The following is a 15,504-nucleotide window of genomic DNA, read 5'->3' as shown; positions in this document are numbered from 1 at the left end:
GCCACGATGTGGAGCTTGCGCGCGGTATTGCCGACCGGGTGGTCGGTTTTGCCGTACGGAACGAATCTTCGCAGCATGTGATTTCCACGCTGTATCTCGAACGGTAAACCGCAGGGGAGGTGTAATGTCTTCTCCCGTCCGCGCCGTCGTCGGGCTCGCTCTGGCCGACATACGGCATGAATGGCGCATGAGCCTTTGCCTTGTGCTGGCCGTGGCGGCCATAGCCACGCCGCTTCTGCTTTTTTTCGGCCTGAAGTACGGCACTCTGGAAACCCTGCGCAGTCGCCTTCTGGAGAATCCGGCCACGCTGGAGCTTGTGCCCGTGACGGAGCGGCTTCTCGATGAAGACTGGTTCGCCCGCTGGCGGAAGGATCCGAGGGTGGCCTTCATGGTGCCTCATACCAGAAAGCTTTCCGCCCAGGCCGATGTGCGGGCGGCGGAGGGAGGCGGAAGAGTGCGCCTTGATCTGCATCCCACGCTTCCCGGAGACGTATTGCTTGCCCGCTATGGTGCGGACAACGTCCCCGACGACGGCTGCGTGCTCAGTTTTGCCGCGGCGGAGAAGCTCAAGGTCGGGCAGGGGAAAAAGCTCATTTTTACCGTCACGAGGGAGCAGGGCCGTTCCCGGGCTTCCCTGGAGCTTACGGTGACGGGTATTTTGCCCGTGCAGGCAGGCACACCGGCCTCGGCCTACATTCCCCTGGAAAAGCTTGAGGCCGTGGAAGACTACAAGGACGGCCGCGCCGTGCCCGAGCTGAACTGGCCCGGGCAGGACCCTGTGGCCTACATGCAGGCCCGGGGTGTGCTTCTGGCCTTCGAGGTTGCGCCGGATGCCATGCTTCAGGCTTCCCTCCAGCTCAATACCGGCTTTGCCCGCCTGAAAAAAGTGGAAAGCCCCGACGTTTTTCCGGCCCTGCCCTCAGGCCGCATCGTATACCGCCTGACCAGCCTGGGGCGGGGCGCGGGGGAAAACAATTTTCTGGCGCTGGAAGAAAAGCTGCGCGGCTGCGGCGTGTTCCTTGCCCCTCTTTTTGCCGGGGTGGAGTTTCTCCTGCCCGGGGACGTCCTTTTGCGGGGGCAGCCTGCCACCGGCGCGGAAAGCGGGCCGCTTTTGCAGGCCATGAGCGGGCTTTCCTCCCTGTCGGCGTGGACGGACAGGAACCTGCGTTCTTTTCCGCGCGTCATGCTGGTGCCCGCCTCCGTGCCCGGCGGGGAAGTTTCCGTCACGGCCCAGGTGGCGGGCCATGAAGAACGCCGCCTGACCTTCCGCGTCACTCTTGCCCCTCACCCCGAAGTACCGGAGGGCACGGCCCTCGCTCCGCAGGCTATGCTGGGGCAACTTTCGCTTCTGGAGGAACGCACCCTGCGCGACGGCAGAAACAGCGACGGTTCCCCCGCTTTTCTGCTGGGCAGGCGTGGTTATTCCTCCTTCCGCATGTACGCATCGGGCATGGACGCGGTCGCCCCTCTGGCCGCCGACCTGGAAAAGGAAGATATGCGCATCAGCACGAAGGCGGACCGTATTGAAGAAATAAAAAGTCTCGACGCCGGCCTTTCGCTGCTGTTCTGGATCATCGCCTCCGCTTCTTCCTTGGGGGGTACGGCCTGCCTGCTGTCCAGCATTTACGCCAGTGTGGAGCGCAAGCGCAGGGAATTTGCGGTACTGCGTCTGCTTGGTCTGCACGGGGTTCGCCTCGGCCTGTTCCCGCTGGTGTCGAGCCTTGCGCTTACCCTGTGCGGCATGGCGGCAAGTCTCGGCATGTTTCATGCCATGGCCGGGACCATCGGGATATTTTTTGCCCGTCATCTGGAGGAGGGGGAAAGAGTCTGTGCGCTGGGCTTTCCCGAACAGGCCGGAGCCGTGCTTGTTGCCGCATGCCTGGCCGTACTTGCAGGCGGGGCGGCGGCGCTTCGCCTGAACACCATAGAGCCGTCGGAATCTCTGCGCGATGAATAAGGGGGTACGAATGAAAACATGGCGTTGTCTGCTGCTTGCCGCCTGCTTCCTTTTTCCTTCGGGAGTCTCGGCCGCGCCTTCGGGCAATCCCGCGCCCGCTGAGGGCGACCTCGTCCTGCCCGGCCCGGAAGGCGTGGTCTTCGCTTTCCGCGCCGTGCACGTCGGCAGCGCGGACGGGGAAAACGGGCCGCTTTCCGGGGCGCGTTTCATCATGGGCGATCCTTCCGGGGACTTCCGCTCTCCTCCTACGGCAGTCATGATAGCCGGAGCCTTTGAAAGTACGGATGAAGCGCGGCCCGGGCGGGTGTATTACATGGGCAAGTATGAAGTCACGCGGGCGCAGTATGCGGCCGTCATGGGGACTGAAGCCCTGCCCCCGGTGAAGGGGGCGGAAGACCCGGATATGCCGGTGACGGGCGTTTCCTATTTCGATGCCGTGGCCTTTGTGGATCGCCTGAATACCTGGCTCTACAAGAATGCCCTTTCCTCCCTTCCCTGTGCCGGTCCCAGCCCCGGATTCGTGCGCCTGCCTTCGGAAATGGAGTGGGAGTTCGCCGCACGCGGAGGGCAGGAAGTGGATTCCGTGACTTTCGACGACGTGTATCCCTACGAAGACCTTGCAGCCCATGAATGGTTTTCCGGCCCCTCCTCTTCGCACAACAAGGTGCAGAAGGTAGGCATGCTCAGGCCCAATCCCCTGGGCCTGCACGACATGCTCGGCAATGTGCGGGAAATAACGCAGTCGCAGTATTACATTGAATACTATCAGGGCAGGGGAGGGGGCTTCGCCGCGCGCGGCGGGCACTACCTTGTGTCCGAAGATGAGATAAGCGCGGCCTTGCGCACCGAGGAGCCCTATTACCTCGGCAGCGTACAACAGGGCATGCGTCCCAACGTCAAGCCCACCATGGGCTTCCGTATCATGTTGAGCGCCCCGGTACTTACGGACAGGCAGAGCATTGCAGCCATAGAGGAGGCATGGGAAAACTACCGCTCCGGCGACGGCGCATCCATGCCTGCCGCTCTTTCCGTGGCGGACACGGCTTCCCGGGAGGCCGTATCCGCGCAGGATGCGCTGGTGCGCCTAGAAAAGGTGAAGGAAGCTCTGCGTGGTGAAAACCTCATGAATGCGCTGCAAAGCGATATCGACGCCACGGAGGGCGCGCTGCGCGACATGGTGCGCATACGCCGCGAGGCCGACGAGGAGTCGGCCCGGGTGTGGGTGAACATTGCCGCCGAGCGCGGGCTTTATCTTGCCATCAACCTGAGAGGCCTTGCCGTTGCCGGCGAGGCGCCCACGGAAAGGCTGCGCGCCCGGGCTGAGGAATATGCCTACAATGTAAACTCCGGGCTTGAAAGTTACAGCAAGATCATGGCGGAGCTTGCCAAGCTGCCTTCGGAACTGGTGTTGAAAGCCTTCGACGCCCACGATGCTTATCTCGCCGGCCTGATGGAGAAGGAGCAGAAGGCGGGCGGGGAGCGCGCAAAACAGCGCCTGGCCGATCTGGACAGGCAGAAGAACACGTTTTTGCCGGTGACGCGGCGGCATTATGAACGCTACCATAAGGAAAAACGCTTCGACGCCGCCACCTGGCGCTCGGAGTATGCCGTGAAACTTCAGGATGAATAGGAAAAAAACATGGCCCGCCCCGAGGAGGGGGAAAACTGCCGCGCATGGAGCGGCGTAAAAGGAGAATGAGAAATGAACCGTGTGGTCAGAACTTCCGGAGCGCTTTTGCTTTCCTTCAGCCTCGTCATGCCTCTCGGCGGCTGTGCCAACATTCAGAACGACGGAACCAGGACAAAAACCGAAGGCACGCTGGTCGGCGCGGGCGCGGGCGCGGGCCTCGGAGCGCTTTTGGGCCTGGCTATAGGCCAGAATACCGAAGGTACGCTCATCGGAGCGGGCTTAGGCGCTCTTCTGGGCGGCCTGTCCGGTTTTCTGGTGGGGAATCATGTGGCGGATCAGAAGGCCAAATACGCTTCGGAAGAGGCATGGCTCGACGCCTGCATCGACGATTCGCGCAAGAACAACAAGGAGCTTGCCGAATACAACCGGGAGCTCGGCAAGGAAATCGCGGCCATGGATAAGAAGTCCAGGACTCTTGCCGCAGAGTACAAGCAGAAAAAGCAGAAGAAATCCACGCTGCTTGCCGAAAAGAAGTCCGTGGACTCCCAGCGCAAGGAACTGGAAAAAAGCATAGCCTCCCTGGAGAAGCGTCTGAGCAAGGACAAGGACGTGGCGAAGGAAGCCCGCGGGGGCGGGAACAATAAGGAAGCGGCGGCCATGGACAAGGAAATTGCAAAGCTGGAAAAGCAGATAGCGCAGATGAAGGAATATAACCGCAAGCTGGCCAGCATTTCGGTACGCATGGCGGTATAGGCCGGGCTTTCCCGTCTTTTTCACGCTTTTTTGCAACCAACGGAGAAAATGATGCGTATATCCACAGGGATGTTGGCAGGGGTATGCCTTATGCTTCTTTCCGGCTGCGGCCTTTCCACGGATCCGACGCAGGGCGGTCTTTTCGGGTACAATCCCAAGGCATACGAGGCCAGGCAGCAGGCGAAGAGGGCGGAGCTTCAGAGCCTTGAGGCCGAGAAGGAGCAGCATCGGCAGGAAACCGTGCGCCTCTCACAGGAAAGGGAGAAAAAGAGCGCGGCCCTTGCCGCACAGCAGAAGGAGCTCAATTCCCTGAAAAAGGAGCTGAACAGCCTTTCGTCCGATATCGACAGGCTTAAAAAGGGCTCGGATGAGGAGCGGGCCCGCGCGGATCAGCTGGAGAGGCAGCGGGCTGCTCTTGAGCGCGAGCTCTCCCGTGCGGACAGGGAACAGGATGTTCAGCAGAAGGCAAGGAAGATAGAAAGCCTGAAAAAAGAACTGCGCGCTCTTGAACAGGAAGCCGAGGATCTGAGCAACTTATGACGCTGCGACCGCGCGCCGTTTTCTGCGTCCTGTTCGTCGCCTTTCTGCTGTCTATGCCTTCCGTGTCCTTTGCCGACCCGCCTGTGGCGGAGATATTCGCTCTTGTGAGGGAAAAGGCGCTGTACCGGCCCGAGGTTCTGCCTGAAGAGGAAACGGTGCGCGAGGAGGCGGCGCTCAACGCTTTTCTGCGCAGTTTCGACAGGTATGCCGCGTGGTTCTCTTCCGAAAGGCTGCAAAAGCGGCAGGGGGTGCGGCATGTCGCGCCCTGCGGCGTGGGCATGGCCGTGGTGCAGGACAAGCAGGAGAAGCTGATAGGTATCCCCTATGACGGGAGTCCGGCGGAGCGGGCGGGCCTGCGCTACGGCGATGAGATTGTGGCTGTGGAAGGCCGTCCCGTGCGGGGCATGGACATGGAGGATGTGGCCCTTGCCATACGAGGGGAGGAGGGCAGTTCCGTTTCCCTCATGGTGCGCAGGCACGACGGCGGGACAAGAACGCTGACCATGACCAGGCAGAAGGTCGAGGCTCCGCTTCTTTCCCGCACGGAGGAGGCGGGCGGCGTCCGCCTGCGCCTGCATCAGTTCACCCCGAAGCTGGTCGGGCTGCTTGAGGATGAACTTCTTGCCATGGCGAAAAAGCCGCCCCGCAGCCTGATTCTTGATCTGCGGGGCAACAACGGCGGCGATCTCGAAGCCGCTCTGGCCTGTGCGGAAATGTTCCTGCCTGAAGGGGCCGAAGTCATGCGCAGCCGCGATACGGAAGGGGAGCATGTGCGCCGGGCCGTAAAGAACGGGGTGGCGGCATCCTGGCATTGTGATATGGTGCTGTGGCAGGACGGTCTTACCGCCAGCGCAGCGGAAGCGTTCATCGCCGCCCTTTCCCAGGCGGGGAGGGCGGAGAGCCTGGGAGTGACCAGCGCGGGCAAGGCCTCGGTGCAGACGTTGTTCCGTCTGGAGGGAGGCGTGCTCAAGCTGACCACGGAGCAGCTTCTTTTCCCGGGACAGCATTTCAGTTGGCAGGAGAGCGGGCTCAGGCCCGATGAATTCGTCAAGGTGGAAAAGCGGGAAGCTCTTTTTGTAGAGAAGAAAACGGAGGTGTATCAGTGAAGCGCTGGATGCAGTCATGGATGGTGGGGATATTGCTGGCGCTGACGGCTTTTCCGGCCGGAGCAGCGACCTTTGAGGTGAGTGCCAGAGGCAGGGACGAGGCCGTGGCGCAGACCAACGCCGGGGTGAACGCTGTACGCGAATGTATGAAGAGCATGGTCTCCGGGGAATTTCTGAAAGCCAATGCGGAGAGCGTCCGAAAGGGCGTCATCCTCAAAAGCGGGGATTTTGTCCGCAGCGTGACTGTGCAGGGCCGGAGCGAGGAAAAGGGCCTTGTGGTGCTGGACGCCGTGGTGGATGTGGATGAAAAAGCCCTGGCGGGCGTGCTTTCCGCCATGAAGATGGACGAAGCCTCCGAAACGCGCATGGCCGGGGCCCTTTCGGCCATGGCAGAAGCTTCTGCCGCGGCGCAGGCCGCCGCTCCCGCCCCTGAAGGCGCCGGGGAAGAAGGCGCGGTGGTTGCAGAAGCTCCGGCGCAGGCGGTTGCAGAAGCTCCGGCATCCGGCGCGCCGGGCGCCGCCGCACAGGACGCGCAGGCTTTGCCTTTCTCCGGCGGAAGCGACGCGGGCAATCCCGCCGTTCCCGGGGCAGGCGACGGAGCCTCCGCGCAGGCCCCTTCTTCCGCCGTTTCCGCAGAGGACGACAGGGAGTATGTACGCGGCGACAATTTTTCCGGTGCGGACTTATATATAGAAGATATGCGCACGCTCTCTTCCCTCGTTTCCCCGAGGCTCTTTGCCATGCTTCTCGACGAAGAGGAAAGAGCGGCGGTCAATACTCTGTTTTCCCTGAACATGCGTCATATCCGCATACGTGTGGACGACAAGTATATGACGGTTCTTGCCGAACCTCCAGCCGCTGCCGATCTGACTTCGCTTACCCGGCCCGGCATGAAGGTCAGGGAGGTGGCCGGTCTTCTGGGACTTTCGGAATCGCATTTCACGCCGGAGATGCAGTCTTTCCTTGAACGCGACCTTCAGGCCACGTCCATCCCTGAAGTGCAGAAGGCAGGAGGTTTGTACGTCACTTCCGTTTCCTCCTTCATCATTATCGGCGATCATCTGCCCAATGTGGCGGAAGTACGCGCCATGATCTTGGAGGACACACTTCCCTTCACCGTGCAGGGAGAGGATCCTCTGCGTGTCTGCACACGGGATATCATGTCCGTGCCGAAGGAAGAGCGAAAGGCCCCGGTGCAGATGGTCTTCGGAGCACGCCCTGTAGAAGGAGGCTGGCTTGTGCGCGGCAGTTCCACCATGGGCGAGATTATTCCCGCTCTGCGCGAAGCGACGCCCATGAAGTTTTCCGACATGCTCCTCGACAGGGAGACCCCTTTCTTCCTTCTGGGGTTCCGTAACGGCAACCATGTAAAAGCGCTTATGAGCGATATTGCGGAGCAGGATGAAAGTGTTTCCGGCCCCATGAGCCGGGTGACGGAAGCCCTGCTCAGCCTGGGCGGCGGTCATGTCGAGGCCGATGCCCGGACGTTCCCCGCCGTTTCCCTGGCGCTGCGCGGCAGGCCTGAGGATCTGAACAATCTCGTCGCTATGGCGGAGGACGGCGCCCCCTGGAAACAGGTCCCGGTGGAAGGCTGGGACGCGGTGCGCGTGCAGCCTCTGGATCAGATACTCGGCATGCCTTTGCTTTCCGTCATGGCCCAGAGAAAGGATACGCTCGTCAGCGGCATCATGGATATGGATGCCCTGAACTCCACGCAGGATGCCCGTGCCGTGCTTTCTTCGTCGCTCCGGGGAACCGGGGTGAAGATGCCGGAAGAGGTGAGCAGCGTGATGTTTCTCAATGTGCAGCAGATGTTCGGGGAGCTGAACAGCCTTCTTTCCGACCCCATGATCGGCGCCATGGCCGATATGTTCGCGCCAGGTTGGCGTGCTCCTCTGCAGAAGCTGTTCTCTACGACTTCACCCATCGTGTCCGTCACGGGCTGGTCCTCCTGCCCGGACATACTGGACAGTACCTTCTTCATAGCCGTGACGAAAGAAAATACGGACGCCTTCTACGCGGCCGTCAAGGAGCTCTCCATGCTTTCTTCGTCAATGAAGTAAGCGGTCTTACAGTATAAACTCCGAGGGCCTCTGCGTCCATCGCAGAGGCCTTTTTCATTCTTGCCTCCCGGACAATTCTTTTCTCCGCCCTGCATGGGAAATCATGGAAGCCTCCCCGGCGATAACGCATAGTGGCGGAAGGAGCGTGCCGTTGCGGCGCGAAAGGAAGCATGTTTACCGGGGGGAGCGTATGTCGTCGTCCTGTTGCGGCCGGATCGAGTGTTTTTTCCGGTCTGTTGTTTTTGCGTGGAGTCTGACGTTTTTTTGTTCCTTTTTCCTCGCGGATGCCGCGAGAGCCGTGGACCTTACGGGCAACGGCAGCGCTTCGGTTTCGGCCGGGGACTCATATAATTTTGTGTATGGCAGGCGCGCCCAGGGCGGGGACGCCGTGGCCGACGGAAGTGTTGTCAGAGTAACAGGCGGTACCGTTGCTATGGACGTGTACGGCGGATCCGCCCTGAGCCGGAACGGTACTGCCGAGGCTGTGGGCAACAGCGTGCTTGTGAGCGGCGGGTTGGACGGGTTCGACTATACGCTCTATGGCGGATATGCCAGAAGCTATGTGAGCGACGCCACAGCAAGCGGCAACAGCGTGAGTATTTCAGGATCGCTCAGTCTGGGGCCCTGGGCCACGGTGTACGGCGGTTATGCGAAACTTTCCGGCGGTTCCGGCGTACTGACCGCTTCAGGCAACAGCGTGAGCATAGAGGAAAGTGCAACGCTTTATCTTGTGGTGGGGGGCGAAGCCTACGGGGACAGCTCCACAGTGTCGGATTCCTTTGCCCTGAACAATACGGTATCGCTGCGGGCGGGTTCCGTGGGGCTTCTTTACGGCGGTTACGCCATAGCAAGCGGCGACGCCGAAGCTTCCGGCAACACGGTGGCCGTGTACGGCGGCGAGGTGGGGAACGTCGTGGGGGGCGATACGTACGCCATGGACGGCGACGCTGAAGCATCCGGCAACAGCGTGGTATTCTACGGCGGCAGGAGCAAAGACGTGATCGGCGCTTCCGTGCAGAGCGACAGCGGCGCGGCCGCAGCGAGAGACAATACGGTATATCTCACCAACGCCGTGGTGACGGGCAATGCCGTGGGTGCGTTTGCCCCGGAAAGCGAGGTGGGGGCGACGCTTGAGCACAATACCGTTGTGGCGGGAAGCGGCGCGAGAGTGACGGGCAATGCCGTGGGCGCGGCCGTGACGGGGGCGACGCCGGGCAGCGCGGCGGATTTCAACATCGTCGCCGTGACGGACGGCGGCAGCGTGGAGGGCAGCGTGTACGGCGGCATAGTGGAGGGCGCGGGCAGCGCCGACCACAACACCGTCCTTGTGCGCAGCGCCTTTGTGGGCGGCGACGTGTACGGCGGTGAAGCGGGGCAGGGCGGCGAAGCGTCGTACAACAGCGTCATTATCGCAGGCGGCGCGAGCTTTTCCGCCGATACCGCGCTTTACGGCGGCGTGACGGGCGGGCAGGCCGTGCCTTCTGCCGGCAGCGGCAACACGCTTTTCGTGGACGGCTGGCAGGGGAGCGTGTCGCGCGCGGCGGGCTTTGAAAACCTGCACTTCATTTTGCCTGCGCCCGGCGCTTCTGTGGATATTCCCATGCTTACGGTCACGGGTGCGCAAAGCGGCGATTTCACGGGTTCCGTCGTGACGGCCCAGCTTCCCGATATCATCACCGGGGGCCGGGCATACCTCGGCGACACCTTCACCCTCGTGAGCGATGCAAGCGGGGCCATAGCCGAGGCTCAGGCGGGCAGCCTCATCAGCCTGCTTCAGGGGTACGCGACGTATTTCGACGGCGTGCTGACCAATACGGGCACGGCGGTACAGCTCACCATCATGGAAGAGAAGATGAATCCGCGCATTGCTGCGCTTGCCGAAGCGCGGGCCGCAAGCTCAGGCCTGCTCAATCAGGGGGCGGATCTTGCGGCGGACGCGGGCCTTTTCCAGGCTGCCGAGGCCGTGAGGCGCTCCGGGCAGGAATGGACGCCCTTCGCGGTGGGTTACGGCGGCGTTTCCCGCTATCATACCGGCTCAAGGGCGGATGCCGAGGGCTTTTCCGGCATGACGGGCCTCGCGGGAAAACTGTCTATGGAGGGCGGGGACGTGATCTTCGGCGGATTTTTTGAATTCGGCCGGGCGCACCTTTCCACCTTCAACGGTTTTGCCTCCGGGAACGTACACGGCACAGGTTCAAGCCATTACGCGGGCGGAGGCCTGCTTGCCCGCATCGAAGCCGGGAGCGGTCTTCTGAAAGGCTGGTACGCCGAGGGCGTCTGGCGTACGGGCCAGATAAGCACGTCCTGGTACAGCGGCGACTTGCGGGACAATATGGATCGCCCCGCGGAATACGATCTTTCCAACCTCTACTACGGCGGGCATGCGGGGCTGGGGCATGTGTTCTCCCTGGGGAAGGATATTTCCCTCGATGCGTACGGAAAATTTTTCTGGACACGGCAGGAGGGGGACGGCGCGGACATGAACGGGGAAAACGTGCGCTTCAAGAGCGTGGATTCCCGACGCGTGCGTGCGGGGGCCCGCCTGTCCTGGACTGCTGCAGAAGGCGTGACGCCCTATGCGGGCGCGGCGTGGGAAAAGGAATTTTGCGGCGAGGCCCATGTCCTGGCCAGAGATTTTTCCATTCCCGACGCCTCCCTGGAAGGGGACAGCGCCCTTTTTGAACTCGGCCTGAGCGTGGCGCCTCTTTCACGGCCCTTCAGTATGGATATTGCCGTAGTGGGCAGTGCAGGGGAACGCGAGAGCATAGGCGGCCGCCTGAACCTCTTGTACCGCTTCTGAGAAGAGGAAAAAGTCTCTCCCCGACCATGCCGGGGAGGGACTTTTTCCTGTATGGATTTTTTCTGTTCAGGATTGCGTTTTTTTCACCGTCAGCATGACGGAACAGGTGAGAATTTCGTGCTCGGCGTCGGGGGGAGAGAACAGCACAAGGTAGGTTTCGCCTTTCTGCAGGGGGTCGTCCCGGCCCAGGAGCCGGGTGGGATCGCTCAAGGGAGCTATGTGGAATTCCCCGGGGGCAAGCGCCCCGCCGCCTGAGAAGGCGAAGGCGCGGCGTTCGTCCCTGCCTGCGGTGGCCGCCATGCGGACTTCCTTTACTTTGCCGCCGGTGCCGAGCATGTCCATCTGAAAAAGAGGGGTTCCCCCGCCTTTTGCTTCTGCCCGGAAGGCATAGGCCCCGAGCAGGCGCTCGCCTTTTTGCAGAGGCGGGAGAGAATTTTGAGTCACGGCTTGACAGGAGAGCATGGTCAGGCGCGGGCCCCGGCTGCCGAGGTAGGAAGGTGCGGGAGGCGAGGCCGTTACGGCAGAGCCTGGCAGAAAGCCGTACACAAGCCTGTCGCCCACCAGGGTGGCCATGACGCGGATGGAGGAAAGCTTCTCAGGTTTTTCTGCCGCTACAATGAAGGGATCCTGCTCCAGGATGACGAAGTCCGCCGCGAGTCCTTTCTGCAGGGAGCCGAATCTGCCTTCCAGCTTGTTCTGCCAGGCGGGCAGGCGTGTGACGGCAAGAAGTGCCTGAAGGATGTTGATGCGCTGGTCGAAATTGGGGAAACTCCCCATCATGACGGTTTTTGTCTGCGCAGGATCCCTGGCCGGAAGGCAGACGGTAGCGCGTATGTCCTTGCCTGTACCGCTGATGAGCGTGCCGCCGGGGGAAAGGGGAGTGGAGGCGCTCATGCGCATGAGCGAGGTCTGCACGCTGCGCAGGGGATGGATGGGCGTGACGAAGGTGTCGCTGTGGAAGGAGAAGGGCTGAAGGTAATACGCGCTCCAACCCGCAGGGCTCATGTTGTCGGCCCTGCCCGGCCCGAGAAAGATATTCCTGTGCCGCTCTCCCCAGAAATACACATGGTCGATGAAGTAGGAGCTGCAAAGGTGCTGCTTTGCCATGAGGCGCGAGAGCGTCTCCATGTCGGGCGCGCCCACGGCCTGCGGGTCGAGCCTGCCGCCTTCAAAGGCCCCTTTGAGGCCGCTGTAGAGTGCGGAGCTGCCTTCGAGGTCGCGGTAGTTGCCCGTCATGCGCTGGATATGCTGAAGTTCCAGCATCTGGGCGTGTATGCTCGTGTGCCTTGTGTCCTCCCTCTGCGGAAAGGCGCATACCGCCCTTTCCAAGGCCGCTACCCAGGCTTCCGCCGCGGCGTTGCCGTTGGTGTGGGTTTCCGTGCTCTGGCCTGCGCCGTGATAGAGGCGTATCAGTTCCCCCATGCGCCTCGGGGAAAGGTTCAGTGTCCCGCGCGCCCCGTTGAAATAGGGGGCGCCGTCGAAACTGTCCGCCGCGCTGTAGCTTCCCCAGTTGTAATAGCCCGGGGCCTTGAGCCAGGCCGTGTAGCCCTGGGGAGATCCGTCGAAGAGGATTTTCCATGCGCCGAGAAAGATTCTCCCTTCCGGGAGGCCCTGCTTCGGGGATGTGGGGGAGCCGTCCGGCCCCAGGCCGAACCTGGTTATGTCCGAGCCTGTGGGCACGGCCTTTTCCCCGTCGCAGAAGCGCAGGGAAGAGCGCTCGTCCGGCCCGTCCTTCCAGCCCAGCGCCTTGCGGTTCTGGCCGCCCGCCGCATCGAATATGCCTTCCGGGGTGACGATATCGTATACGGCCAGGGGGTGAAGCACCACGCGCAGGGAAAGCGTGCCCTGCCGGAGCCCCTCCTGAAAAAGGGGCAGGTGTACAGTCATAAGGGATGCCCCCTGATCCGCCGTCGTCACCCCTCGGGAGGCATAGACGTGACAGGCCCGGGCCAGGCTTTTCTGCATGTCCGGTTTGGGAAAGTCCGGCAGGGAGGTGACGAGCCCCATGGCCCGCGTTTCCATGAGCAGGCCCGTGGGGCGGCCCGCGCCGTCCTTGACCACCCCTTCCGTTGCAAGGGCTTCGGCGTTCTTATCCAGCCCTGCCTTTTCCAGTGCGAGGGAATTCGCCACGCCCATGTGGCCGGAAATATGGCGGAGGTAGACGGGATTGCCCGGGCATACGGTGTCGATATCCTCCCGCGTGGGGTGGCGCATGTCGGTGATGGAAGTGTCGTCGTAGCCCCAGCCCAGTATCCATTGGTTCGGTTCGGCGGCAGAGCAGCGTGCGGCAAGGGCTTTCTGATAATCAGCAATGGAGGCCATGTCGCCGAGGGGCGCGCTGTTCAGGTTGATTTCATAAAGGTCGTACTGCCCCTGTTCTGGGAAGTGCCCGTGGCCGTCCACAAAACCGGGCATGAGCGTTTTTCCCCTGAGGTCCACCACGCGGAGCGCCTTGCGGAAATATCCCCTCGCCCTTGCCTCTTTCTCCGTGCCCGTGAAGATGATGACGCCGTCCCTGGTGGCCAGAGTTTCTGCGGTGGAGGCGTTTTTCACATTCCGTGCTTCGGCGGAGGTGTCCGTCATGGTGCGGATGACGCCGTTGTGATACAGCGTGTCCACGGTATCCTGCACAGAGGCTGCGGCCTGCCCCTCCGGGCAGAGGAGGGAAAGCATGAGAAGGGGGAGAAGGGGGCGCGTCGTCATGGGCGGTCTCCGGGAAGAAAGGGTTCGGGGGAGGCGTATTCCGCATATTGCGGCGTGCCCAGGGCATAGCCCCCCGCCACTTCATGGAGCGCTCCCGTCACATAGGAGGAAGCGTCGCCTGCGAAATATAAAACGGCGTTTGCCACGTCTTCCGGCGTCCCCATGCGTCCCAGGGGCACATGGCGGAGGAAGGAGCGCAGGAAGCTTTCCGGCATGTTGCGCAGGGCCGCGTCCGTGGCGATGAGCCCGGGCAGTACGGCGTTGCAGCGTATGCCGTCGCGCGCGTATTGCAGTGCTATGTTTTGTGTCAGTGCGTTTATGGCCGCCTTGGAAAGGGTGTAGGCCAGGCGGCTTACGTCCGGTACCCGGGAGCCGATGCTGGAAATGTTGATGATGGAGCCGCCGCCGGATTCCTTCATGAAGGGCACGGCCCTCCGGCAGGAGAGATAGACGCTCTGGATATTGGCGCGCACGATGCGGAAAAAGGCCTCGCTGTCGCCTTCAAGCAGGTCTTTGTCCCGCGCCGTGTCGGTGGAACCGTAGTTGTTGACCAGAATATCCAGTCTTCCGTCTTTGCGTGCGGCAGTATCCATGAGGCGGGGATAATCTTCCGCCCGTGTGGCGTCGAAGCGGAGAAAAAAGGCCCTGCCGCCCTGTTTTCTTATACCGCAGACCGCCTCTTCGCCTTCCTTTTCATTTCGTGCGGCTACAAATACCGTGGCTCCGTGTTTTGCGAGCGCCTGCGCACAGGCAAGGCCTATGCCTTTGCTGCCTGCCGTGACTATTGCCGTTTTGCCGGTGAGATCCGTCATGATGTTTCCTTGGTTGAGGGGTAGTGGAATGGCCGTGAGGCCCCCTCAAGCATGGCACGGGGATGCGCGCCGCGCCATGAGTTGTGGAAAAAGGGCGTGAGTATCATGCGAAAAGGGCGTCATGCGCGAAAAGGGCGTGCGTTTTCCTGCGGGAGCATCCCTGTGCCTCGGCGGGGCAGGGAAGGCATGCCTCGGAGCGGTGGAGGACGCGCGGAGGCACAGGGCTTACGGGAGAAAAGGCGGGGCCAGACATTTTTTTAAAAAAAGGGTGAGAAAAGGCTTTACAAAGTTCCGGCTCTTGGATACAAGTCTCTTGCTGTTTGCGGGAACTTTCCGGCAGGAAGAAATTTCTTCTTGCAAGAAGTCCTGTTCTGAGGTAAGTTCCCATACCTGCTGCTGGCGTAGCTCAACTGGCAGAGCAGCTGATTTGTAATCAGCAGGTTGCGGGTTCGATTCCCATCGCCAGCTCCATATTTTTGGAGTGCGTTGAGGAAGAGCTCCAAATTTCCCGGGCTTTTTGCTCCGGGTGGCCGGTGAAGGTCACGCTCCTTCTTCCGGTTGCGGCAAGAACGCGTAAGCGTTTTTGTATAGCGTGGTGGGGTTCCCGAGCGGCCAAAGGGAACAGACTGTAAATCTGTCGTCGTAAGACTTCGGTGGTTCGAATCCACCCCCCACCACCAGCTTTACGCTGGTATAGCTGTAGGAGGCAGTGCGCGCTGTCAGGGGACTACGGCACATAGGCGGGAATAGCTCAACGGCTAGAGCATCAGCCTTCCAAGCTGAGGGTTGCGAGTTCGAATCTCGTTTCCCGCTCCACCTGCCACTTTGTTTCCTGTTGCTCCCCCTTCTTCTCTGGCGCGTCATGAGTCCGTGTTTTAGGGCTGTTCCCTTATTTAATGAGGGTGCAGGACGGCGTCCGCTGCTCAAACAGGGCACCACAATTGCAAGTAACCATTTAGGGAGACCATCATGGGCAAGGAAAAATTTGATCGCTCTAAGCCGCATGTCAACATCGGTACCATCGGCCACATCGACCATGGTAAGACCACTCTGACTGCCGCCATCACCAAGATTGCCGGCCTCAAGGGCCAGGGCAAGTTCATCGCTTACGACGATATCGACAAGGCTCCTGAAGAAAAG

Annotated in this window: 10 protein-coding genes and 3 tRNA genes; 11 read left to right on the top strand and 2 right to left on the bottom strand. The window is 61.4% G+C overall.

Annotated features, from left to right (window positions below):
• Positions 1-124: 124 nt before the first annotated feature.
• The 7 genes from K8W16_RS00445 (at position 125) to K8W16_RS00415 (ending at position 10,849) form a co-directional block, all read left to right on the top strand.
• On the top strand, positions 125-1,957 hold the full coding sequence (locus K8W16_RS00445) for an FtsX-like permease family protein (protein WP_304120195.1): 1,833 nt from the start codon (positions 125-127) through the stop codon (positions 1,955-1,957).
• 10 nt (positions 1,958-1,967) lie between these two features.
• On the top strand, positions 1,968-3,587 hold the full coding sequence (locus tag K8W16_RS00440) for an SUMF1/EgtB/PvdO family nonheme iron enzyme (protein ID WP_304120194.1): 1,620 nt from the start codon (positions 1,968-1,970) through the stop codon (positions 3,585-3,587).
• Positions 3,588-3,659: 72 nt separating this feature from the next.
• On the top strand, positions 3,660-4,340 hold the full coding sequence (locus K8W16_RS00435) for a glycine zipper domain-containing protein (protein ID WP_304120191.1): 681 nt from the start codon (positions 3,660-3,662) through the stop codon (positions 4,338-4,340).
• A 51-nt stretch (positions 4,341-4,391) separates the two neighbouring features.
• Positions 4,392-4,880, top strand: a complete 489-nt coding sequence (locus tag K8W16_RS00430) for a hypothetical protein (protein ID WP_304120189.1) — start codon at positions 4,392-4,394, stop codon at positions 4,878-4,880.
• Positions 4,877-5,986, top strand: coding sequence for a S41 family peptidase (locus K8W16_RS00425; RefSeq protein ID WP_304120187.1), 1,110 nt, complete (start codon positions 4,877-4,879; stop codon positions 5,984-5,986). Before K8W16_RS00430 ends, K8W16_RS00425 begins: the two co-directional genes overlap by 4 nt.
• Positions 5,983-8,049, top strand: a complete 2,067-nt coding sequence (locus tag K8W16_RS00420; RefSeq protein WP_304120185.1) for a hypothetical protein — start codon at positions 5,983-5,985, stop codon at positions 8,047-8,049. The genes K8W16_RS00425 and K8W16_RS00420 overlap by 4 nt, the downstream gene beginning before the upstream one ends.
• A 388-nt stretch (positions 8,050-8,437) precedes the next feature.
• Positions 8,438-10,849: an autotransporter outer membrane beta-barrel domain-containing protein gene (locus K8W16_RS00415; RefSeq protein WP_304120183.1), complete on the top strand. Its 2,412-nt coding sequence runs from the start codon at positions 8,438-8,440 to the stop codon at positions 10,847-10,849.
• A 66-nt stretch (positions 10,850-10,915) separates the two neighbouring features.
• Here the strand turns inward: K8W16_RS00415 and K8W16_RS00410 are convergent, their stop codons facing one another.
• Both K8W16_RS00410 and K8W16_RS00405 read right to left on the bottom strand, forming a co-directional pair.
• On the bottom strand, positions 10,916-13,552 hold the full coding sequence (locus K8W16_RS00410) for an amidohydrolase (protein ID WP_304120181.1): 2,637 nt from the start codon (positions 13,550-13,552) through the stop codon (positions 10,916-10,918).
• Positions 13,549-14,364 carry an SDR family NAD(P)-dependent oxidoreductase gene (locus K8W16_RS00405; protein WP_304120179.1) on the bottom strand — a complete coding sequence of 272 codons (816 nt, stop codon included), beginning with the start codon at positions 14,362-14,364 and terminating at the stop codon, positions 13,549-13,551. Before K8W16_RS00405 ends, K8W16_RS00410 begins: the two co-directional genes overlap by 4 nt.
• A gap of 395 nt (positions 14,365-14,759) precedes the next feature.
• On the opposite strand from K8W16_RS00405, the gene K8W16_RS00400 reads away from it, so the two are divergent.
• The 4 genes from K8W16_RS00400 to K8W16_RS00385 form a co-directional block, all read left to right on the top strand.
• Positions 14,760-14,835, top strand: a tRNA-Thr gene (locus K8W16_RS00400).
• 123 nt (positions 14,836-14,958) lie between these two features.
• A tRNA-Tyr gene (locus tag K8W16_RS00395) sits at positions 14,959-15,044 on the top strand.
• Between the two features lie 60 nt (positions 15,045-15,104).
• Positions 15,105-15,180 (top strand) — tRNA-Gly (locus K8W16_RS00390).
• Positions 15,181-15,333: 153 nt separating this feature from the next.
• Positions 15,334-15,504, top strand: a 171-nt coding sequence (locus K8W16_RS00385) for a GTP-binding protein (RefSeq protein WP_304120197.1), incomplete at its 3' end; no start/stop codon positions are given.

The sequence above is a fragment of the Mailhella massiliensis genome (assembly GCF_020741395.1).
Lineage (GTDB): Bacteria > Desulfobacterota > Desulfovibrionia > Desulfovibrionales > Desulfovibrionaceae > Mailhella > Mailhella massiliensis_A.
This window is presented reverse-complemented; position numbering and strand designations above follow the sequence as displayed.

Coding starts and splice junctions, on each gene's coding strand:
- K8W16_RS00445 (WP_304120195.1), top strand. CDS start 125: ATGTCTTCTCCCGTCCGCGCCGTCGTCGGGCTCGCTCTGGCCGACATA.
- K8W16_RS00440 (WP_304120194.1), top strand. CDS start 1,968: ATGAAAACATGGCGTTGTCTGCTGCTTGCCGCCTGCTTCCTTTTTCCT.
- K8W16_RS00435 (WP_304120191.1), top strand. CDS start 3,660: ATGAACCGTGTGGTCAGAACTTCCGGAGCGCTTTTGCTTTCCTTCAGC.
- K8W16_RS00430 (WP_304120189.1), top strand. CDS start 4,392: ATGCGTATATCCACAGGGATGTTGGCAGGGGTATGCCTTATGCTTCTT.
- K8W16_RS00425 (WP_304120187.1), top strand. CDS start 4,877: ATGACGCTGCGACCGCGCGCCGTTTTCTGCGTCCTGTTCGTCGCCTTT.
- K8W16_RS00410 (WP_304120181.1), bottom strand. CDS start 13,552: ATGACGACGCGCCCCCTTCTCCCCCTTCTCATGCTTTCCCTCCTCTGC.
- K8W16_RS00405 (WP_304120179.1), bottom strand. CDS start 14,364: ATGACGGATCTCACCGGCAAAACGGCAATAGTCACGGCAGGCAGCAAA.